We start from the raw sequence: 21,738 nt of genomic DNA on the forward strand, positions 1-21,738 counted from the left end.
TAAGGCATGTTGCTGGCAAAACTCAGTAATAGTTAAATCGCTGGCTTGTTGTTCTTCGATAATGTTACGCCACTGCTCAAGGCTACGTGTTTTTCTCATGGCTATCTCCTAATTGAAATTAAGAAATAGCTTAATCGGTTTGATGAGCTATTGGCAGGTGCACTTTGCTAGACGCTTACAAATAATTCAAGTTGATGAATATTTACAGTTAGATTTAAAAAATGATGCGTACGCCGGTGTATGGATGCCTTATCGACTTAGTAAAAAATACCCAAGCGCTAATAAGTCATTACAATGGCAGTTTCTGTTCCCATCACATAAATTAAGTACAGACCCTGAAACAGGAGAAATAAGACGCCACCACTTAGATCATTCAGGGGTAAGAAAGGCAGTAAAATTGTCTTCGGCAAGAGCACAAATTAATAAACACGTTACTCCGCATACCTTACGCCATTCTTTTGCAACACATTTACTACAAAGTGGTGCTGATATTAGAACGGTTCAAGCGCAACTAGGCCATAGTGATGTGCGAACAACTCAGATATATACGCATGTTTTACAACAAGGTGCAAATGGCGTGATTAGTCCATTCTCTAGGTTATAAAACAGGTAAAAAGGACAGCCGTATATTTTTGTCAAATAAATTTAACGCGTTAAAGCACATTATATGAATGTGCTAGCAAAAGTTTACGAAAAGCTACCTTTTTTCGTCTTCTATTTTAAGTAGTAGCTTTTTAATGTCGTTTTTGGCACCCAATATATGTTTTTTCAAAAAGTCACAGGCTTTTTTAGTATCTTTTGCGCGGCAAAACTCTAGTAAAGTACGGTGCTCTTCTGGCGCTGTGGTTAGGCCACCGGCTAACAATATATGCATACGAACATAACGCTCTGAATTTTTACTATACATGTCAACCAGCTCACGGGTTTGTGGTCTCTCTGCGCGGCTATAGAGTTTGCCATGAAAACGGCTATTTAAATCGCCCGTTGCTAGGTGGGTATCGCCTGCATCCATGGCGCTTTCAAGCTCAGTTAAAATAAGCTCTGCGTCGATTAAATCTTGAGCTGTTAAACCACCTATTGAATGGCTTAGTAGCTCGGCTTCAAGCAACGCTCTTAAATCAAAGATTTCATCAATTTGTGATGCTGAAAGCTCTGTGGCCGTGGCTCCTTTGTGTGCTTCGAAGTTAACAAGCCCTTCGGCTTCAAGCTGCAATAGAGCTTCACGTACAGGAATACGGCTTACGTTCATCTCTGTTGCCAGTGCCGCTTGACGTAAAGGTTCGCCGGCTTTAATTTCACCAGAAAGAATTTTTGCGCGAATTGCTTCTGCGACTAATTGGGTACGGGTTTTGTGCTCGATAGCCATGGTGATCCTCTTATACCAATCGTGTTAAGTTACTGACCAATTATAGCGACAGGTAAATGGAGTGATAACAAGGCATAAATTTTGACATGATGTTGCTCTCGGCAATTGCTCCTGCATCCATGCAGTCGTACATGAAAAATTTATAACGCAGTTAGCGCTTTATTTAGCTCGCTAGAATGGTTAAATATTTAAGTCGATTGGTATTATATTGCATTTGGCATACATTATACTCAAATTCACTCATATGCCAAGTTAGAATCTGCCTGAACCCTCTATAAATAGGGGATAAGCGGGAAAATACAATCTGTAAATCCCGCCCAATAAATCTTATGCTTGATAACAAATTGGTCGCATAAAACGTAACATTGCATTTGTGCCCACAGAGGTGCTGCGTACATCGGTTGAGCTGGGGAATGGCCCACCGTGGTTCATTGAACCGCACACTTCAACACCTGTTGGCATCTGATTTTTTATCAAACGGCCTACTTTATATTGCAGCGCTTCGATAAGGCTATCGGCTTTGTTTAAATCAGCTTCAGTGCCATGAACACTGGCTGTCAGCTGCCCTTGTAATTGGTTTATCAATGTCATGAGCTGGGCTTCACTGTCGTAGCGCACCACTAATGCAGCAGGACCAAACACTTCATCTTGCAAAGCAGGGGTTGTTAAATAATCATCGGCATTGCACGCGAATACATGCGCATTGGCATGAAACGCGTGCTCAAGCTTGCCTTTACCCAATACGCTTAGCTGATCAAGTTGGCAACGTTCTGCTATTTGCTGTTTAAACGTGTTAACAATTCCTGGTGTAAGTAAAGTGTCTGACGCGGCATCATTAATGCTCGTGGTAATGTGTGCTTCAAGCTCATCACATCCGGTTGGTACTAACCAAAGCCCAGGGCTGGTACAAAATTGCCCGTTGCCCATAAGCATTGACTGGCAAAGTGACTGTGCGATTTCTTTGCTGTTTTCAATCGCTTTATTGGGCAAAATAACTTGTGGGTTAATACTGCCTAATTCGCCATAAAATGGGATGGGCTCTTCACGCTTGGCGATCGTTGCTTGTAGTTTACTTGCCACATTAAATGATCCGGTAAAACCCACCGCTTTAATTGCTGATGCTGCAACTAGCTGATGCGACATGTCATACGCTTTGCTTTGTATCATTGCAAATACCCCTAAAGGCATCGCACATTCTTTTATAGCGGCAAACGCTGCACGTGCCATTAGCTCACCTGTACCAGGGTGCGCTGTGTGGTTTTTTACAATCACTGGGCAACCTGCTGCCAGTGCTGCTGCCGTATCGCCACCCAGTGTTGAAAAGGCGTACGGAAAATTAGATGCACCAAATACAGCAACAGGCCCCAGTGGTAAATAGTTAAGCTCAGTGTGTGGTTTAGGCAAAGGCGCTCTTGTGGCATCGGCCTCATCCACTATTTTTAAACCCAGTGGTGATGCAGGGTTTTCGCGCAAGGCACTGGCAAACGCTTTAAGTTGATTTACGGTGCGCATGCGCTCGCCTTGTAAGCGTGCAAGCGGTAGGTTGGTTTCTTGATGTGTTTGCTCAAGTAACTCATCCCCAAGCGCTAGAATGTGATCAGCAATACACGTTAAAAAATCAGCTCGTTGTGCAAAACTGGTTTTACGGTACTCATAAAATGCCGATTGCGCGGCCTCTATGGCACCGTCTAATTCAGTGGCACTGAGATTAAAAAAGCGCGTTGGTAGTGGTTCATTGCGTGCTGGAGAAAATGCGTTAAATTCACCATTCGCTGAATCACCAACCCATTGCCCTGCGACTAAACTTTGTCCTGTTAATGTCATGCTTTGCTCCTCATTAAATTACTTGAAACCCAAATGCGTATGGGTCATCGTCATCCACAGTGATCGCGCTTGTGCCCGTCACCCTAGACCAGCCTTGAATACTTGGTAAAATAGCTGTTATTCCTGCGATTTTTGTTACGTGTTCAATGCAACCAATAAACTGGCTGCCAATATAACTTTCGTGAATAAACTTTTGCCCTTGAGCCAACTGCCCTTTGGCAAATAGCTGTGCCATACGCGCGCTGGTGCCTGTTCCACATGGCGAGCGGTCAATGGCTTTATCGCCATAAAAAACAGCATTTGCTGCATCTGAATTGGCACTTTTTGGTGTGCCTGTCCATAAAACATGGCTTGCACCTTGAACGGTTGGATCAAGCGGGTGAGTACATTGAACTTTCGCGTTTATGGCATCACGCACCAGCGGGCTATACTGCAAAATTTGCCCAGCGGTTAAGTGTTCAATGCCTTTATAATTACACTGTGGCTCAACAATAATGTAGAAGTTGCCGCCATAGGCGATATCTACTGTCAGCTCGCCTAATTCAGGCACTTCAATAACGATCGACTGGTGTGCTAAATAGGCGGGAACATTATAAATTTTTACCCACTGCACTTTGCCATCAGTCATTTCATAATTGATTTGTACACGCCCAGCAGGCGTGTCCAACAGCAGGATTCCGGGTACTTTTGCATGTAATAATCCATGCTCTAAAGCAAACGTGACTATGCCCATTGTGCCGTGGCCACACATGGGTAAACACCCTGATGTTTCAACAAATAAAATGGCTGCATCACCATCTTCTGTGGTGGGTGGATATAAAAATCCTCCCGACATCATGTCATGACCACGAGGCTCAAACATCAGTGCTTGGCGTATCCAATCATGATTTTGCAAAAAATCTTGACGCTTTTCACTCATACTCAGCCCGTTCAATTGTGGATGACCACTGGTTATGAGCCTAACGGGGTTACCACAGGTATGCCCGTCAATACAAAAAAAGGTCCCTTTGAGCATAACTTAGTCCAATTTAAATTTTGTTAAGTTAATAGAGCTTGCCATCACTTGACTATAAAGCGGGACGTCAGCTGCTTGCTCCTTTGCCATTACAATCATGCCGTGAACACCTTCGTTATTAAGTTCATCGATCATTTTTACTGTTGTTGCACAATTAATGGCGTCGTCTGCATAAAACTGAGTCGTTACTGCTGCACAGACACCTTGCCAAGTTACTGTCATTTTAATTACCTGATTGATGTTTAGACTTGATATAGTAAGTATATTGTATACAATAATCAATATCCCGACTTAAAGTTTGTTAGAAGGTTTATCTTTAAAGGCATTTTAAAAGTTGGGAAAAACCATTTAAGCAGCTGAAAAACAATGCTTATTTACTGATTTAAAACAGCAGGATTTTTTTCATAAATCACGGTTTAAAGTGAGATGCAATGTATACGCGCCTGTAAATCAAGTGCTTAGTATTACTTTTATAGAAGAGGTAAGTTATTTTGGCGGATAAAAAAAAACAGCAAGTCGCCGTTATCGGCGCCGGTATTATTGGTATTTGTAGCGCATTACAATTACAGCGCGCAGGTTTTGCAGTCACCTTATATGATGAAAGTGGTTTAGCGCAAGGGTGCTCAAAGGGCAATGCAGGCCACTTTGCTACTGAGCAAGTGTTTCCGCTTGCGCACCCTTCTCTATTAAAAAAGCTACCCGGTATGTTATTCAATCCATTAGGGCCACTTCGGATTGATTGGCGTTATGGGTTTAAAGCCCTGCCTTGGTTTTGGCAATTTGTTAAAAATATGCCAAGTACAACTTACCGTGCTAACACACAGGCACTTAAGGCATTAAACCAACTAGCGATCCCCGCTTATGAGCGCTTACTCAGTGAGTATCATTTAGGCCATTTATTAACTAAAAAAGGCAGCTTATTGACCTTTGAAACCACTCCTCTTAGTAAAATTGAATCCATGCTAGACAGCTATCTTGATCAGGGTATTGCAGTGGAGTTACTTGATGACGAACACGTACGCCTACTAGAGCCCAATTTGGCTAAAACAATTACCTACGCTTTATTATTTAAAGACGTGGCCCACAGTGTTGATCCGCATTTATTTTGCCTGCACTTAGCTGAGCAATTCTGCGCTTTGGGCGGCCAATTTTGCCAACAAAAAATAACCGCGATACAACCAGTAAAGCAAGGTTATACACTCAGTTATCATGATCAAAAAGTCACAGCTGATAAAGTAGTCATCGCCGCAGGCGCATGGAGTAAAACACTCCTTAAACCTTTAGGCTATAAAGTCCCCCTTGATACTGAACGTGGTTACCATTGTATGCTAGCCAGTAATTACGGCCTTTCACGCCCTGTGGCCTCTGCCGAACGTCACTTTATTATGACCCCGATGAGTCAAGGCCTGCGTATTGCAGGCACCGTAGAATTTGCCGGCACCGAGCGTAAAATGAATAACAAACGCGCATTGGCATTATTACCTAATGCTAAAGCACTCCTTAATAAGTCAGCCATTTCATTACATGCTAGCAGTACCTGGATGGGGTGTAGGCCATCGCTACCAGATTCATTACCTATCATTGGCAGCGCTCCAAACCACGATAACCTGTATTTTGCTTTTGGCCACCAGCACTTAGGATTAACGCAAGGCGCTGTAACCGCAGAATTAATAACCGCACTGTGTTTAAACCACCCGCCGCAAATAGATATACACCCTTATTGTGTTAGCCGCTTTTCAACGCAACCCGCTTGCAGTAAAGCACAGCCACACGCACAATAGCCGCATATAAATAAAGGAGAGCACCATGACAACATTCGGTATTGGTACGCAAAATAAAGAACAAGCACTCGCAAGCCTAAGCGATATGACGGGCGATTTAACGCCTATTCAAGCTGATGAACACCTAGCACGTATTGCCAACGCACAAACCTACATGCAAACTAATGGTATTGATGCAATTTACCTAAATGCAGGAACTAACCTAACCTACTTTACCGGCATGCGTTGGTATGCCAGTGAGCGAATGGTGGGTGCAATATTACCGGCTAAAGGCGACGTACAATACATAGCTCCGTTTTTTGAAATTGGCTCACTTAATGGTTTTAAAGTTATTGATGGGCCTATTCGCGGTTGGCAAGAGCACCAAAACCCTTATGCCTTATTTGTTGAAATACTCGCAGAAATGGGCATTGCTGCTAATGGCACTGTTGGCATTGACGAAAGCGCACAGTTCTTTATTTTTGATGGTATAAACAAAGCACAAACCGGCTTAAAACTGGTTAATGCACAACCCGTTACCGCACATTGTCGTATGCATAAATCAGCCAACGAATTAGCATTGATGCAACGCGCTATGGACATGACTTTAGCAGTACACCAAGCAACAGCCAGCATGCTACATGAAGGCATTAGCACGAGCGAAGTAGAAGCTTTTATCAAGCAAGCGCATCAAAAAGTCGGCGCGCCAGGCAATTACTTTTGTATCGTATTATTTGGGCTGGCAACGTCATTTCCTCATGGCGTAAAAGACCCACAAATTCTTAAAAAAGGCGATATGGTATTGATTGATACGGGTTGTAAAGTGCATGACTATCTATCAGACATTACGCGTACCTATGTATTTGGTGAAGCAACGCCGCGCCAACGCCAATTTTGGGATTATGAAAAAGCCGCGCAAATTGCCGCCTTCAACGCCGCAAAAATTGGTGCGCCTTGTGAAGCAGTCGATGCCGCCGCGCGCAGTTACTTGGCTGCCCAAGATTTAGGCCCAGAATATCAAACGCCAGGTTGCCCGCATCGCACTGGTCACGGCATTGGTTTAGACATACATGAATGGCCTTATTTAGTGGGTGGCAATAAAACCCCACTCGCAGCAGGCATGTGTTTTAGTAACGAACCTATGTTAGTTGTACCTGATGAATTTGGCGTACGCTTAGAAGATCATTTTTACATGACTGATAACGGCCCTAAATGGTTTACCCAGCCGAGCCACAGCATAGAAGACCCATTTGGTTTAGCTAATTAATTTACTCTCAACTATCCTATCATTATTCACTGCACGGTAAATTTTTACCGTGCAGTTTACGCACTTATTTTTATAAATTGAAAATCACGCCACTTGAATTAACCCCTTGACGCCTGCATATAGACCTGTACACACTGTAAAAAATAAGCTCACCGATGAAAAAGCTAAAAATCGACATCGTTTCAGACGTAATGTGCCCGTGGTGCATTATTGGTTATAAAAACCTTGAAACAGCCCTTAAGCAATTAAGTGACGAATTTACAGCTGAGATCAGCTGGAAACCATTTGAGTTAAACCCGGATATGCCAATCGAAGGGCAAGATTTAAACGAACATTTAGCACAAAAATACGGCCTGAGCGAAGAGCAAGGCGAGGAAAACCGCAAGCGTATTTTAGAAATGGGCGAACAAGCGGGTTTTGCCTTTAACTTTGATGGTAAACGCATTATGATCAACAGCTTTGATCTGCACCGCTTACTCACTTGGGCTGCCAGTGAAGGCAAACAAACCGAGCTAAAACTGGCATTATTTAAAGCCCACTTTACCGATTTAGTCTTTTTGAACGAGCAAGAAAACCTACTTGATGTAGTACAAAGTGTTGGCCTTGATAGAGCCCGCGCAAAAGAGATTTTAGACTCAGGTGAGTATTTTCAAGACGTTCGCAGCGAGCAAAACGCGCTACAGCAAATGGGTATCACCTCAGTGCCAACGTTTATTATCAACGATCAATTCGCGCTTACTGGCGGCCAACCAAGCGACGCATTTGTGCAAGCATTTAAACAAATAACCGAGCAAGAAGCGCAACAACAGCAGTAAAATAACAAGCCACGTAATTCAGAAGGTCACCTCTTAACTTTACGTGGCTGTTTTAACAAATGATAAATTTTTATTCTAAGTTTTACTTCTTATTATCTCTTTGTAATTACTAAACTCGCTCGGGCTTGGCTCTTCAAAATACTGGGTAACTTGATTAAACACTGCTTTTGTATCAAAGTTAGCTCTTGCGGGCTGCTCAATGCATCGTTGCGCTATTTGCTTAAGACATAACTCATTACTGACTTTTAAATAAGTAAACTCAATTTTCGTATCAGTCGTAGTTGCTAAACTTTTTAACCAAGCTCGCTGCTTTGTGGTATTTGCGGGGAAGTCCATAACGACACTCGCCCCTGTTTGCAAAATATTTTTTACATGGATTGTGAGCAAAGGCCTGAGTAAACGTGAAAATTTCATGTAATCGTTAAACGATTCGATTTGTTCTGGGTAAAGTGCTGCTAACCACTCATCTTCACTGAGTAGTACTGCATTTTGCTCTGCAGCCACTTTTTTAGCGGCAGTCGATTTACCTGCCCCCATTTTTCCACAAAATAAAAATAACTTTCCTTTCACCAGCATAAACGTTCCTTAATTCATTACTGTACTTAAATTCAAGTATTATGTTTGCTGCACACAAAACATAGCATGCACCATAAAATCACAATACAAATTTAAATACCCACTTTAGGCAGTACTTGTTATCAGAATTTAGGCTTCTAGTATGAAGTAATATCATAAGATTAGCTTATCAGCCTAGTGAATAAAACTTTAATTACGCTAATATTAAAGGTTGTATTAAACGCATCACAAAAACACACTCTAACAGCGAACAACTACCTCTAAGTAAAACCAGTAATGCGTGTTCTTTCTTATTTTTAAATAACTTATGAATAGTTATATAAAATGTAAATGAATTAGCAAGTTTACTATTTCTGACTAGACTTAGTTAAAAGTAATGAGTTAAATTTAGTCAAGGCAATCAATGAGTACCAAAAAACAGTCCATCGCCACCCGCATTAATATTTTATTAGCCGTAGTTTCCTTAGTGATTATTACTTTTTCTACGACAGTGATCTATTTAAGTTCTAAAATTAGCAGTGCTACTGAACGAGTCGCTAATAATGACTTACCTGAAGCACTAAATACATTAGCGATGCTTGAAGAGTTAGGAGATATGAACTCCAACTTATTAGAATACTTATTAGGGGAAGAAGAAGAGCAGCAAGAGTATTTTGGTAACTTTGATGAATTTATTCGCTTTCATGCGCTTATCCCAAATACCACAAAAGATTATAATACACTTGAACAAGTCGTTAGGCTTGTTGAGGGTCATAAAAAACAAGCCATATCACAAGTCTTTGAAATATATCATCCTGAAAATGAGCGCCGTGCAACAAAACAAATTAATGATTTAATTATTAATGTGGGTAAACCATTAGAAGCATTGCTTGATGAAATGAAAGAAGAAGAAATTGCTGATGTAGGCTCAGGTGATGACCCAACCGATATTATTAATGATGACTTGCCTGGCGTACAGTATTACCTAGAGCTGGTGGACGAAGCTGGCGATATGCTCGCTGATTTAGATCGCTTTGTATTAGATGATACTGGAGCAAAACGTAGTTTTTATGAAAACGCACTACAATTTGAAAGCTATTTTGCTAGATTAAAACCGTTAGAACAAAAACCACAAGAGTTAATTCGTATCAATGAAATAGAGCGACTATTTTTTGAATTGAAAAATGGTGGTACTGAAATTTTTCGAGTTTATCAAACCAACAGTAAAGACCTGGCAACCAAAGCCATTGACAACTTAGAGCATCAAACTTTCAGCGTCGCTGAAGATTTGCTAGATAAACTCTCAAACAATGCCCGGGCTGAAGTTCAAACATCAATGACTGATTTAGGGGGTATTTCGCAAGAGATTTCACTCGTCTTATTTTTTGCAACATGTTTACTCGTCATGTTAGTCGTCACTGTTATTTTTTATACTCGTAGAACTATTTTCACTCCCTTAACGCAAATAACCACAGCCATAGATAAATTACGTAAAGGTGAGCGTAATTTTGAATTGACCGACTATGGTCGCAATGACGAACTAACCGATGTGTTAACGAGTTTAAAAGAGTTTCAACTCGAGTTAATGGAATTAGATCAGCTGCGTTTAAATGAGCAAAAAATAAAACAAGAGCTACTCATCGAAAGAGATAACGCGAATCAATCTTTAAACCAGTTAAAGGATACGCAATCAAAACTAATAGCAACTGAAAAAATGGCTTCATTAGGTACGTTAGTCGCGGGAGTCGCTCATGAAGTTAATACTCCATTGGGGGTTGGTGTAACTATGTCGAGTGCTTTAGCGAGTAATTTAAAACAGTTTTTAAGTAAAGTGAAAACGGGGGTATTAAGTCGACAAAATTTAGATAGTTTTGAAAAAGAATCAGAACAATCTCTTGATCTACTCGAAAGTTCGTTACAGCATGCAGCAGAATTAATTCATAGCTTTAAACAGGTCGCTGTTGATCAAACGAGCAGTAAACGTAGAGAATTTAATTTACTAGAAACTCTCAATGAAATTGTGTCAACTTTACACCATAAAATTAAACGTACCGGTATTTCTTTATCTGTTGATGGGCCAGAAAACATCAAATTAGATAGCTTTCCTGGGCCTCTGGGGCAAGTGATCACTAACTTATTTAATAATGCAATTTTACACGGTTTTGATAATAGATCCGATGGTGAAATACACATACGCTTTAATCTAGTTGGTAACGAAGTCCGTATATTATTTGCTGATAATGGTGTTGGCGTACCCGAAGAAAATATTAAAAAATTGTTTGATCCCTTCTATACCACTAAGTTAGGTAAAGGAGGTTCGGGATTAGGGTTAAATATCGTACATAATATTGTTTGCGACCTGATGGGTGGCAGTATTCACGTGGAAAGTCGAATTGGCACCACCTTTGACATTAAATTACCGTTAATTGCACCAGCTCAAAAGGAGGAAACCAATGGGTGATTTTTTCTTAAACCTTATTGATGATGACGAGTTAGAAACAGTAGCAGACCAAAATCAGCGTCATTGGTTAATCGCTATTATTGATGATGAGCCATCAGTGCATGATGTGACTAAATTAGCACTTTCAAAAACAAAAATTCAAGGGCGCGATTTAAAATTCATTAGTGCTTTTAGCGGCAAAGAGGGCTATCAGTTATTAAATGATAACCCTGAATGTGCCGTTGTGCTACTTGATGTGGTAATGGAAACAGCCGACGCAGGTTTAGTTTTAGCGAAGAGTATTCGTGACGAAATGCACCGCGCTAATTTACAAATAATACTGCGTACTGGGCAACCAGGTTATGCACCAGAAGAAAAAATCATCTCAGAATACGAGATCAATGACTACAAAACAAAAAGTGAGCTAACTCGAGACAAGCTATTTACCTCGTTAGCAACCGCTATTCGTTCTTTCAGTCATTTGCAGGCATTAGAAGAATCTAGAACGGGGTTAAAAAATGTCATTCATGCTTCTGCTAGCCTGATGAAGGAGCGCTCTATTCATGAATTTGCATGTGGTGTATTACAGCAAATGAATGCACTCTTTAACCTATCATCACAAGGGATTTTTTGCGTTTCACAAAGGCCGCTTAATGGCCCTTTTTCAATAGAAAAATCAAAGAACGACAGCTTTTTAGTGGTTGCTACAACAACTCAATATAATGACTTTTATGGCAAAGACATTTATGACGATCTATCAGGCGTTGCACCAGATATAGCACAGCGAGCACTGGCGGCGAAAGAGCATATATTAGAAACAAATATAAGTGCATTGTATTTAGCTACACCATCACAATGGCAAGGCGTAGTCGTTATTGAAGGTAAATTAAACTTATCCGATATAGATCAAGAGTTATTGAAAGCATTTTGTTTAAATATTGCTATTGGATTAGAAAACGCAAAATTCTTCAGCCATTTGAACCGTTCAGCTTACTACGACTCGCTAACCGAAATGTACAATAGAGAAGGTTTAATCCACTTTGCGCGAGAAATTCGCTCACAAGCAAAGAGATCCCTAAGTTTATACATTATTGATATTGACTACTTCCATGACATTGTTGATAGCCTTGGCTTTGAATTTGGTAATGAAGTGCTCATATCTATGGCATCAGTACTTAAACGAATATTCTTAAAAAATGCCAGTATTGCGCGCTTACATTCAGATGTATTTGCGGTTCTGATTGCTGATTCTCAGTGGCGACTTAAAAACCTCATATTAGAATGCTCTCGCCCTATAACACTCTCAGGCAGCTCCATGCGTTTAGGGGTCACGCTTGGTGAGTCTAATTGTTCTGTTGACGAGGAGTTTGATGTCGAGTTACTTGTACGCCATGCAAAAATGGCATTAAAAGTCGCTAAAGAAAATAAACGCGGTATGGCGCAAGCTTTCGAGCCCAAGTTTGAAGAGGAAACTATTAATCGTTTAGGCATTTTAGCTGAGTTTAGAAATGCACTGGCTAATAATGAACTATTTTTAATGCTACAACCTAAAACATCCATGAAAACTGCCGAAGTCGTCGGTTACGAAGCGTTAATTAGGTGGCAGCACCCTCAAAAAGGTTTAGTTCCTCCTAATGCATTTATCCCTGTTGTAGAGCAGGCTGGATTATATTTTGAGTTAGATATGTATGTGTTTAGAACGGCATTAAACATCATTAAAGAATACCCACAAATAAATAAGCCTATATCTGTAAATATCTCAGCAAACTCACTGCATCATCATGACTTTATCGATGAACTAAAGAAGATAATTAAACAAGAAAAAGCAGATTTAGGCAATATTGAACTAGAAATAACAGAAAACTCATTGGTACGAAGTGATATGGCTATTTTACATTTAAATGCGCTAAAAGATTTAGGTTTTACTTTATGTCTTGATGACTTTGGTGCAGGTTACTCGTCATTAGCGTATTTACTAAAACTGCCTTTAGATGTAATAAAAATAGACCGAGCTTTTATTAACTACATCACGGAAGATAAGAGTGCACGGGTTTTACTCAAAGGCATGTTACAAATATGCAAAGACCTAGATAAAAGAATTGTAGTTGAAGGAGTCGAAACGCAAGAGCAAGTCGATATGCTTACAACGTATGATGTTGATGTTGCACAAGGCTTTTTTTACTACCGGCCTATGCCTATTACACAAATACTTGAAAAAGCATTATAGCCGACATTTACTCTCAATTACGATCGTTAACCTGAATTTTGGGTAATAAACCTCTCTCCACAAGCTGTTTTGACACCGATATAAGTAAATAAAATCCCTTATATCGGTGTCAAAAGTGGCTGTAATTTAATTTTGATCGACTAAAAAGTTTTAATTTAAAATCCTCATAGATATTTTGAGCTAACTTTCTTGGGTATATTAAACGCTTCTCCAACCTCTGCCTCATCATCCGTGTAATAGCGTGTAATAGCGTGTAATAAACATTTTCTTAACATTCTTCTACAGTAGATTGTGAAATACTCAACAGGAGAAAACTATGAAAACATATTTCAAAAGGAAACGTTTTTTAACATCTCAGAATAATTTCATAAAAAACACACACAAAAAATGTAAGCTTGTGTTGCTCGCATTAACTGCGGTTATTGCATCGTCATCGCAGCTGGCAAGTGCGTCTACTTATCAAATGGCGACGCCTGCAAATGATGATGGGCAAGGCAATTTTGTTTTTTTTGATCGACACATTGTCGATTGTGGTAGTGATGCCATCAATTCGCTCCATCTGTTTAGGCCTACAGCAACACAAATTGCGTATGAATACGGATGTACTAACCTCAATAGCGCAATAAATAATGATGTATACACCCCCGCTAATGATGACGGCGGTGGTAACGTTATATTTTTAGATCGCCACACTGTAAATTGCGAAGGAAAGGCACTGCAATATTTGCATTTACAAAGAGCAACCGCCAGCACTGTTCAGTACCATTATCAATGCAGTGACAAGACACTTAGTGACGTAAGCGATTACTTTACTCCTGCCAATGAAGATGGTGGGGGTAATGCCGTTTACCTTGATAGACATCATGTAAACTGCCCAGAAAATGAGGTACTGAGCTACCTTAGACTTGAAAGACCCACGGCAACCACGATGCGCTATCACTACAAATGTGGTACTTACAATGAGGCAACCACCTATGGATTTACAGACTCTTTTGCTGCTAGTAATTGGAGTATAACAGGCGTTGGCACTGCAAATATGTCTGAATCAGCTTTAAGTGCGTCCGTAAATTACGGTGGGGGTGGTGTAACAGCTTCAATCACAATGCCAGTAAGCGGCGTTGTTAACTTTGATTGGGATATTGCTATTAACTCAGCGGGTCAGTATGGCGATGTTATCCGTTACGTTATCAATGGCGTTAACTTCGACTTATCTACAGCAGGGAGTGCCTCAGGTGCTGCGCAAAATATCACAATCAGCGCTGGCGATGTATTTGAATTTTTGACCTGGGGGACAACCAAATCATCAAGTTATAATGCGACGTTTGATAACTTTAGTTTTACCCCTGACAATACGATAATTGCTCCTCAGTGCGCTTTCTCTGGTGATAATCAAGGTCGTAATGATCCAGGCTTTACCGGGCAAACGTTTGTATATCATAACACCAGTTATGGCACAGATAGATTTATGTGGGATGGCGTATCTAAAGGCGAAGTACCGATTGGCACGGGCTCTGTGACCGATGCTGAGGGTAATGTATTTACAGCCGGGGCGCTAGTATCTCATCCATACTCAGATTTATGGTATTACGAAATTTGCGTAAATATGCAGTAACGCTTACATATTTAGTAATGTATTTTTATATATTATTTAAAAAGGTTAACTCATTCGGGTTAACCTTTTTATTTTAATCTGAACTACCTAAATCAATAAAGTAAGCTTGAAACACGCTTAGTGTCTACAAGCCGTTACAATCCTTTACAGATAACTGTCCCTATTATTATCTCGTTTTAAGCAACTCGTGATATTCTTTGGAAAAAAGCAGCACTTCTTTTTTGCTGTGCAAATTACATTTATGGAGAATTTATGAGTAAAACACTCAAAGTCCCTCATACCTTAATTTTACTATTGGGTATGATGGTCACCGCTTTGATTGCTACTTGGTTAGTACCACAAGGTTTTTTTGATACTACATTGTCTGAGTCTGGCCGTGAAATGGTCGTAGCGGGTACCTACCAAACAGTTGCTGAACGCCATTACCTTACCCCATGGGATTTACTTACTGCAATTCCGCGTGCCTTTGCCGCTGCGCAAGATGTGATATTTTTTGTATTAATTGTTGGTGGTGTACTTGCCATAGCGCGTGCAACAGGCACCGTTGATGCGCTAATTGGCCGTTTACTCGAACGCCACGGCAAAAAACCACAACGTTTGATTTTTATGGTGGTCTTTTGTTTCGCATTAGCCTCTAGCAGCATTGGAACGGCGGGTGAATATATTCCGTTTGTGCTAATTTTAGTGGCTTTGTGTAAAGCAATGCGCCTTGATGCAATGACTGCGGTAGGCATGATTGTAGCCGGTTACGGTATTGGTTATGGCGTATCCGCTTTTAACCCCTTTACTGTATTGATTGCGCAACAAATTGCTGAAGTCCCTGTTTATTCTGGTTTATGGTTACGTTTAGCTATATTTGTGCCATTTGTACTAATTGGTTTTCATCATGTGTGGCAATACACTCAAAGAGTTGCAAACGATCCAAGTCAATCAATGATGCTTGATGTGCCTTGTCCGCTCAAAGATAAAGCAACTCCACATTACCCTGAACTTGCAATGCGCCATAAGCTTATCCTTGGTAGTTTCATTGTCACACTAGGTGTTGCTGTCTGGGGCATTGCAACCAAAGGCTGGTACTTATACGAATTAGGCGGTGTATTTATCGCATGGGGCGCATTAATTGCGATACTTGGGCGCCTATCTGCTGATGAAACTGCAAATCGCTTTATTGAAGGTGTTTCAGACTTAGTTACGACTGCTATTTTAATAGGTGTTGCTCGTGGTATAGCATTAATTTTAGAAGATGGACAAATACTTCACAGCTTAGTACACGGTATGTCACTGCCATTATCTTATGTGAGCGCTGAAATATCAGCGATTGGCATGTTAGTAATTCAAACAGTGTTAAATACCTTTATCCCATCAGGTTCTGGTCAAGCCTATGTCACTATGCCACTGATGGCACCACTGGGTGATTTAGTGGGTGTGCCACGCCAAGTTGCAGTACTTGCTTATCAATTTGGTGATGGCTTTTCAAATATGATTATCCCTACCAACGCAGTATTAATGGGTATTTTAGGCATGGCGGGTGTGCCTTATGGGCATTGGTTCCGCTTTTGTTTACCACTATTAATTAAGCTAATGGTTGCCGCATCAATTGTGTTAGTGCTTGCTGTTATGTTTGGTTACGGCTTGGATGTACAACCAAGTGCCGTTGGCAGCTAACTTACTGAATACTTGAACGTAAAAACCACCTTTTTTAGGTGGTTTTTACGTTATAAGCCACTAAAATTGCTAACCGCAGTCGCAAGCTCTTTCGCGCTAAAGCGTGGCCTACAGCGCCATTATCGCTAACTTGCTGCTGGCTGTATTTTTAAGTTCTATAAAGCACTTTTATCACGTGCCAACCAAATTTAGTTTTTACTAAATGTGGTTCTAATATTTCTGCACCAAAGGCTACTTTATCAAATTGAGGAACCATTTGACCGCGCTTAAATTCACCTAAATCACCGCCTTTTTTACCTGATGGACAAGATGAGTGCTTTTTTGCGAGCACTTGAAATTTAGCACCTTTTTTTAACTGCTTGATGATATCTTCGGCTAACTCTTTATGTTTAACCAAAATGTGTAATGCGTGTGCTGTGCTAGCCATTGCTTATCTCTTCTATTTTAACTGCACCAATTTTAACACAACATCATACCCACATTATAGACTGAGGTAACTATATCAAAATGGATTGATATTTTATAAGTAATGCTGATCATAGTCAGCATTGGGTATAAGGCAGTAATCATATTTACCAAATAATGCATAACGATTAAACGCAATGCGATCATACGCCCAATTGCGCACGCGCTTAGGTATTATTCGTAATATTTTAGCCATACGCCACGGCCAACCAAGCTGTATTACAACATCAATAAACGCATCACTTTGCACAGTGCACATACTTTTTTCAATATAGAGCATGGTTTTAAAACTATCCGTTGGATAATTAAAGTACTTAAGTATCGCCTGGCCTTTTGAAGATTGCACACTGCATAATTTAAAACACAGTTTTTTGTCATGCTTTATCATAAAATTACACCACGCACTGCAAAGCTTACACTCTGCATCAAAGAGAATTATTTTATTACTCTCGATTATTTTTTTTGTATCAATTTTAGGCATTACTTACTCCATCTCATCTGAATAAAATGCCTTAAACGTACACATTAAGCAACGCTTTGTTGCTTAATGTAACTCACACCAACGTCCTTGTTGCTGTGTTATTAGTAACAAATGTGCGGCGCTCCACGAGAAATTAGGCGCGCCTTGTTGCTCGCCCGTCAAAGGGTTATAATTTTCACGAATAGGGGCACTTGCCAATAAACCATCTGCATGACTAAGTAACTGTTCACTTAGCTTTTGTGCCTTTTCACAGTAGCCGTAATGGCTCATGCCCACTAAACCAAAATACAGCTGATCAAGCCATACTCGACCTCGCCAATAGATATCAGCACCAAAAGCAGGGTTGCTCAAAGCCGCGCTGCCAAGTGGTACATAGGTATTAAACTCTTGTTCATCAAGCATTACATCAACCACTTGCTGCGCTTGTTCAACACGTGCTACTTGATTAAATAGCGGCGACCAGCCTTCAGGGCCTTTACCGCGCTTAACTAACGGCTTGCCTGCGCAACCATTTGCTAACGGTTGTGGTGCTATTTCAATGTCATAATAATAGCCCGTTGCTTTATCGAACATACATCTATTTATATACGTTCTTAGTTTGGTAGCTTGTTTTAAAAAGTAACTCGCTTGGCGAGGATAATTAAGTACCCGCGCCATTTTACTTAAATAGCGATTATCTGCTGCCATGTATGATGCCTGATCAACGGATTCTTGTAATAATGAATAACCGATCAAACGTCCCGTTTTATCAAAATTTGAGGCAAAGCCTACGTGCCAGTCACTCGCTTTACCGCCTTTTTTTACATACTGCGCCAGTTGTTGACTATCAATAAAGCCAAATACCGCAGCATCATCTCGCCCCGACTCCCAAGATGCCGCCGTTTGTGCAGGGATCTTTATTTGTTTTTGCGGATGGGCCCTAAGCTCATTTTTATAGTTTTCAAGACCGCTTCGCTCAGCCCAACCCGCTGCTGCTAGCACCTCGAAGCGTAATTTACCGTCATCCGTTGTATGGGCTTTATCAACTGTTGCGCCATACTCGGGCACGCCATTGCCATTGTGATCTCGATTAGTTAGCCACCAGTTTCTATAGCCAACCAACTTTGGGAATATTTCAGCAAGCCACTGTTTATCATTGGTATATTTGTATACTTGCCACACAGCCCAGGCCGCTAAACTGGGTTTAGTATTACGTTCGTTCCAGTTAGTACCATCGCCACCACGTTCAGAACTGACATTGTAAGCCACTAAATCAGGAATAAAACCCACATCCCACGGCCTAACTTTATCCGCTGCCGTTATTTGATGCTCAAACACCGCATTTAAGTTCTGTTTTGCAAGCGCTGAGTTAAACGTTGCCAATGCAAATGCCTGTTTATAGCTGTCCCATGGCCAGGTTTGATTGCCCGAAAACCAACGCCCAGTTACCGCAGGGCTTACGGTATCAAAACCAACAGCACCTGCTTTACCTCGCCAATTACCGAGTAACGTTTCAACGCTTTTAACAGCTAACTTTTTATGTGTGTTGTCTGCACTGGCTAACGGGCGCAGTGCGTTATTAATATAGCCCTGCCAACGCGCAGCACTGCTGGCTAAATATTGCTCGGGTTGTTTTAAAATATCTTTTATAATAGCCTGCTCGCTTGCCACTTCTTGGCTATTTAATAAGTACGAATAAGTTGTATAAAACGTGGTGTCGGTATCAATCGTTGTTTGGCTTACATAACTTAATGCATCGTGCGTGGTACTGACTGATAACGTTTTGTGTAATTGTAACTGCGAGCTGCCAGAAGTTAGCAACTGGCCATAAGCGCGTACTTTGCCAAATAATAGCGCGATAGCGTTATTACTCACTTGCCATTGAGGTAGCAGTTGCGGGTGCACTTCAAAAGGTGAACGCGCATCTTTTACAGTACCGTCTTGAGCTGTTAAGTTACTCACCAACCGCCCTTCCCATCGTAAAGTGAGTGGTTGATTGGTTGTGATCTGTGTTTTAACTAACGAAGTGCGATTGCTTACAAAACGTAACTCCATGCGAATACTTACGCCATCCCCCATTAATTCTTGTACTAAAGCGCCCGGCAAGCTGTAACTATTCATGGCGAGTTTAACTTTACGACCTTGGTCTTTATATACACTGAGTTTTTCTAAATAAGGGGCGATAAAATTAAGGTATTCTTCGGTAATAATTGCAGGCCCGGTAAAGCCCCCCATATTATCAACACTTGGTAGTAAATGACCATGCCATGCGCCTAAGTCAAATAATGGACTAAACCGTTGATGCCCGCCTTTAGCAAAATCTTGCATGTAATATGGACTACCAGTACGATCAATTAAGTTTTTATAATGACTATTTGCATCACTCACTGGTTCATTTGCTGTGGCTTGCAAACTCAAAGCCATCATGGCAGCCATTAAAACAAGTCGCTGTTTAAGTTTCACTGTTGGTATCCTTATTATTTCGCGCTAGAAGGTAAAAACCAAAGCCGGTGATAAGCGCAATCACTGCAAATAATAGCCACATGAGTGCCGGACGTTGCAGCTCTTTCACTAAGTAACCATAGCTCCACCCTGATAAAAAACCAGCAAATAAAAAGCCCAGCGCCATAGATACAAAATAGTAACCCATGAACATCGCAGCGCTATTTTTAGGGGCAATACTGGCTACATATTCTTGGCTTTTTGGGGAGGTGAGCATTTCGCCAAAGGCGATCAGTAAAATAACCGTGATCATTACAGCTCCGCCCAGTTGCGTCATTAATAAACCCGCGCTCATTAGCAATAACAATAAAAAGGCACCCGCAGTAACAATCAAGCCACTGATCAAAACCGATATCACCTTAAATCCTTGGCATTTTAAACTAACGATTATTTGTAATAATACAATGGCCGCAAAGTCTAAATTAATCAGGTACTCGGGGTTAACTTGCCGGTAAACCAGCCATTGCTGGGCAAGTTGTTTGCTTTGTTGCTGAGTAAAATCGCTAGTTGCTATTTGCTCAATAAAAAGCGCTATTTCACTCACTGGCACGTTTACTTTTAGATGCACTAATTCAAGGCGTATTGCTTCAAGCTCAGTGCTCGTTAAAGGTGATGAAGATGTATAATTGACTGACAAAAGCTGAATTTTTTCACTCAATGCCCCACTATCAACAAACGCAAAAAAATCCACCGTTGATTGACCAAAATAACTGAGTAAAACAACCAAATCTTGGGTGTTTGTATAATCACGTATAAACAACGGTAAAGTGTAAAATAGCTGATTATACACAGTCCAAAATCCAGTCAATATGGCTAAGTACAAGGCAAAATTACGGTTACTTACCCGCACTGGCTGTAAATACCAGTTATGGCTTTGCTTAGTGCTAACGCTTTTATCCCACAACCAGTTTAATCCTAGCCATATTACAATTAATACAAAAGCTTGCGTATAACTGAGCCAACTCACTCCTGCGGTCATTAGAATAATCACGCAAGTAAATAACAATAGTGCAAAGCGGCTATTGCCCAATACTTGTTGAGCTTGTTGTAATACCTGTTTAAAGCTGGTATTTACTTGTGAAGATGGTGTGGCTTCGCGATAAAACAACAGCGGAATAAAGTTAAGCAATATCCACACGGCCGACATTACAAATACCGCATCCCAGCTGATCGCACGCATATAACCGGCGACTAATGGACCAATAAAACCGCCCAAATTAACCATAGTGTAAAAAATACCAAACCCTAGACCACGGTTAGTATCGTTAGTACTGCGACTAATCGTGCCAACCACGACAGGTTTAAAACACGCTGCGCCAAATGCCACCAACATTAGAATCATAAAGAACGAATTAAAGTCAGTTACTTGACCTAAAAAATAGTAACTAGGTGCCATAATTATAAATGAAATAATAAACAGCTTTTTATAACCATACCTATCGGCCAAAGCCCCGGTTAGCACAGGCAGCAAATATAAAAAGAAGGGAATAATACCTTGCACTGCGCCACGTTGTGCATCATTAAAACCCACCCCACCTTGCTCAACTGGGGTAGTCATATAGACAGATGAAACCGCAAAAAAACCATACCAAGCTAAGCGCTCAAAAATCTCCATAGTATTAGCAATATAAAATGCCAAACCAAAGCCTTTATTAGCTGGGGTTTGCTTACTCTGCTTTGCTGTTGAGTTAGTTGTTATTGGTATTTGATTATTATTCATAGTTTACTTTCACAATTAAACGCAGTATTTTATATTGCATACAAT

Annotated in this window: 17 protein-coding genes and 1 pseudogene; 8 read left to right on the plus strand and 10 right to left on the minus strand. The window is 40.6% G+C overall.

Going from position 1 to position 21,738, the window contains the following annotated elements; translation table 11 throughout:
* Positions 1 to 99, minus strand: a 99-nt coding sequence (gene tnpA, locus ACJJVX_RS02175; RefSeq protein WP_405630301.1) for an IS66 family insertion sequence element accessory protein TnpA, incomplete at its 3' end; no start/stop codon positions are given.
* Positions 100 to 172: 73 nt separating this feature from the next.
* Here tnpA and ACJJVX_RS02180 point away from each other — a divergent pair.
* A pseudogene (locus tag ACJJVX_RS02180) lies at positions 173 to 604 on the plus strand (tyrosine-type recombinase/integrase); the annotation flags it as partial.
* Positions 605 to 697: 93 nt separating this feature from the next.
* Here ACJJVX_RS02180 and ACJJVX_RS02185 read toward each other — a convergent pair.
* From ACJJVX_RS02185 to ACJJVX_RS02200, 4 genes are all read right to left on the minus strand, one after another.
* Positions 698 to 1,366, minus strand: a complete 669-nt coding sequence (locus ACJJVX_RS02185; protein WP_405629866.1) for a GntR family transcriptional regulator — start codon at positions 1,364 to 1,366, stop codon at positions 698 to 700.
* A 327-nt stretch (positions 1,367 to 1,693) separates the two neighbouring features.
* Positions 1,694 to 3,190 carry an aldehyde dehydrogenase (NADP(+)) gene (locus ACJJVX_RS02190; RefSeq protein WP_405629868.1) on the minus strand — a complete coding sequence of 499 codons (1,497 nt, stop codon included), beginning with the start codon at positions 3,188 to 3,190 and terminating at the stop codon, positions 1,694 to 1,696.
* A gap of 13 nt (positions 3,191 to 3,203) precedes the next feature.
* Positions 3,204 to 4,205: a 4-hydroxyproline epimerase gene (locus ACJJVX_RS02195; protein WP_342883103.1), complete on the minus strand. Its 1,002-nt coding sequence runs from the start codon at positions 4,203 to 4,205 to the stop codon at positions 3,204 to 3,206.
* Positions 4,206 to 4,208: 3 nt separating this feature from the next.
* Positions 4,209 to 4,427 (minus strand): hypothetical protein, encoded by a 219-nt coding sequence (locus ACJJVX_RS02200; RefSeq protein ID WP_405629871.1) that lies wholly within the window; start codon positions 4,425 to 4,427, stop codon positions 4,209 to 4,211.
* A 269-nt stretch (positions 4,428 to 4,696) separates the two neighbouring features.
* On the opposite strand from ACJJVX_RS02200, the gene ACJJVX_RS02205 reads away from it, so the two are divergent.
* The 3 genes from ACJJVX_RS02205 to ACJJVX_RS02215 all read left to right on the plus strand — a co-directional run bounded on the left by ACJJVX_RS02205 (position 4,697) and on the right by ACJJVX_RS02215 (position 8,047).
* A complete protein-coding gene (locus ACJJVX_RS02205; protein ID WP_405629873.1) occupies positions 4,697 to 5,986 on the plus strand; it encodes an NAD(P)/FAD-dependent oxidoreductase in 1,290 nt (429 codons plus the stop codon).
* Positions 5,987 to 6,011: 25 nt separating this feature from the next.
* Positions 6,012 to 7,232 (plus strand): Xaa-Pro peptidase family protein, encoded by a 1,221-nt coding sequence (locus ACJJVX_RS02210; RefSeq protein WP_054452180.1) that lies wholly within the window; start codon positions 6,012 to 6,014, stop codon positions 7,230 to 7,232.
* A 155-nt stretch (positions 7,233 to 7,387) separates the two neighbouring features.
* Positions 7,388 to 8,047, plus strand: coding sequence for a DsbA family oxidoreductase (locus ACJJVX_RS02215; RefSeq protein WP_170173641.1), 660 nt, complete (start codon positions 7,388 to 7,390; stop codon positions 8,045 to 8,047).
* Positions 8,048 to 8,122: 75 nt separating this feature from the next.
* Here the strand turns inward: ACJJVX_RS02215 and ACJJVX_RS02220 are convergent, their stop codons facing one another.
* Positions 8,123 to 8,623, minus strand: a complete 501-nt coding sequence (locus ACJJVX_RS02220; RefSeq protein ID WP_054205912.1) for an ATP-binding protein — start codon at positions 8,621 to 8,623, stop codon at positions 8,123 to 8,125.
* Between the two features lie 403 nt (positions 8,624 to 9,026).
* Between ACJJVX_RS02220 and ACJJVX_RS02225 the strand changes: the two genes are divergently transcribed.
* The 4 genes from ACJJVX_RS02225 to ACJJVX_RS02240 all read left to right on the plus strand — a co-directional run bounded on the left by ACJJVX_RS02225 (position 9,027) and on the right by ACJJVX_RS02240 (position 16,546).
* A complete protein-coding gene (locus tag ACJJVX_RS02225) occupies positions 9,027 to 11,063 on the plus strand; it encodes an ATP-binding protein (RefSeq protein WP_405629877.1) in 2,037 nt (678 codons plus the stop codon).
* Positions 11,056 to 13,269 carry an EAL domain-containing protein gene (locus tag ACJJVX_RS02230; protein WP_054205910.1) on the plus strand — a complete coding sequence of 738 codons (2,214 nt, stop codon included), beginning with the start codon at positions 11,056 to 11,058 and terminating at the stop codon, positions 13,267 to 13,269. Before ACJJVX_RS02225 ends, ACJJVX_RS02230 begins: the two co-directional genes overlap by 8 nt.
* Before the next feature lie 397 nt (positions 13,270 to 13,666).
* Positions 13,667 to 14,881 carry a hypothetical protein gene (locus tag ACJJVX_RS02235; RefSeq protein WP_405629879.1) on the plus strand — a complete coding sequence of 405 codons (1,215 nt, stop codon included), beginning with the start codon at positions 13,667 to 13,669 and terminating at the stop codon, positions 14,879 to 14,881.
* Positions 14,882 to 15,133: 252 nt separating this feature from the next.
* On the plus strand, positions 15,134 to 16,546 hold the full coding sequence (locus ACJJVX_RS02240; protein WP_054452188.1) for a YfcC family protein: 1,413 nt from the start codon (positions 15,134 to 15,136) through the stop codon (positions 16,544 to 16,546).
* Positions 16,547 to 16,694: 148 nt separating this feature from the next.
* Here ACJJVX_RS02240 and ppiC read toward each other — a convergent pair whose 3' ends face one another.
* The 4 genes from ppiC to ACJJVX_RS02260 all read right to left on the minus strand — a co-directional run bounded on the left by ppiC (position 16,695) and on the right by ACJJVX_RS02260 (position 21,693).
* Complete coding sequence (gene ppiC / locus ACJJVX_RS02245; protein ID WP_054205907.1) at positions 16,695 to 16,973, minus strand: peptidylprolyl isomerase PpiC; 279 nt, start codon at positions 16,971 to 16,973, stop codon at positions 16,695 to 16,697.
* A 93-nt stretch (positions 16,974 to 17,066) separates the two neighbouring features.
* Entirely contained in the window at positions 17,067 to 17,492 is a 426-nt protein-coding gene (locus ACJJVX_RS02250; protein WP_169328307.1) for a thiol-disulfide oxidoreductase DCC family protein, read from the minus strand.
* A gap of 63 nt (positions 17,493 to 17,555) precedes the next feature.
* Positions 17,556 to 19,934 carry an alpha-glucosidase gene (gene ygjK / locus ACJJVX_RS02255; RefSeq protein ID WP_405629882.1) on the minus strand — a complete coding sequence of 793 codons (2,379 nt, stop codon included), beginning with the start codon at positions 19,932 to 19,934 and terminating at the stop codon, positions 17,556 to 17,558.
* Entirely contained in the window at positions 19,924 to 21,693 is a 1,770-nt protein-coding gene (locus ACJJVX_RS02260) for an MFS transporter (protein ID WP_405629884.1), read from the minus strand. The genes ygjK and ACJJVX_RS02260 overlap by 11 nt, the downstream gene beginning before the upstream one ends.
* Between the last annotated feature and the right edge of the window lie 45 nt (positions 21,694 to 21,738).

The sequence above is a fragment of the Pseudoalteromonas sp. Ld20 genome (assembly GCF_045064175.1).
GTDB lineage: Bacteria > Pseudomonadota > Gammaproteobacteria > Enterobacterales > Alteromonadaceae > Pseudoalteromonas > Pseudoalteromonas neustonica.

Excerpts from the sequence above, each read along its gene's own strand:
- ACJJVX_RS02250 (WP_169328307.1), bottom strand. The coding sequence starts at position 17,492 with ATGCCTAAAATTGATACAAAAAAAATAATCGAGAGTAATAAAATAATT.
- ppiC (WP_054205907.1), bottom strand. The coding sequence starts at position 16,973 with ATGGCTAGCACAGCACACGCATTACACATTTTGGTTAAACATAAAGAG.
- ACJJVX_RS02210 (WP_054452180.1), top strand. The coding sequence starts at position 6,012 with ATGACAACATTCGGTATTGGTACGCAAAATAAAGAACAAGCACTCGCA.
- ACJJVX_RS02195 (WP_342883103.1), bottom strand. The coding sequence starts at position 4,205 with ATGCTCAAAGGGACCTTTTTTTGTATTGACGGGCATACCTGTGGTAAC.
- ACJJVX_RS02240 (WP_054452188.1), top strand. The coding sequence starts at position 15,134 with ATGAGTAAAACACTCAAAGTCCCTCATACCTTAATTTTACTATTGGGT.
- ACJJVX_RS02215 (WP_170173641.1), top strand. The coding sequence starts at position 7,388 with ATGAAAAAGCTAAAAATCGACATCGTTTCAGACGTAATGTGCCCGTGG.
- ACJJVX_RS02220 (WP_054205912.1), bottom strand. The coding sequence starts at position 8,623 with ATGCTGGTGAAAGGAAAGTTATTTTTATTTTGTGGAAAAATGGGGGCA.
- ACJJVX_RS02190 (WP_405629868.1), bottom strand. The coding sequence starts at position 3,190 with ATGACATTAACAGGACAAAGTTTAGTCGCAGGGCAATGGGTTGGTGAT.
- ACJJVX_RS02230 (WP_054205910.1), top strand. The coding sequence starts at position 11,056 with ATGGGTGATTTTTTCTTAAACCTTATTGATGATGACGAGTTAGAAACA.
- ACJJVX_RS02260 (WP_405629884.1), bottom strand. The coding sequence starts at position 21,693 with ATGAATAATAATCAAATACCAATAACAACTAACTCAACAGCAAAGCAG.
- ACJJVX_RS02185 (WP_405629866.1), bottom strand. The coding sequence starts at position 1,366 with ATGGCTATCGAGCACAAAACCCGTACCCAATTAGTCGCAGAAGCAATT.
- ACJJVX_RS02200 (WP_405629871.1), bottom strand. The coding sequence starts at position 4,427 with ATGACAGTAACTTGGCAAGGTGTCTGTGCAGCAGTAACGACTCAGTTT.
- ACJJVX_RS02225 (WP_405629877.1), top strand. The coding sequence starts at position 9,027 with ATGAGTACCAAAAAACAGTCCATCGCCACCCGCATTAATATTTTATTA.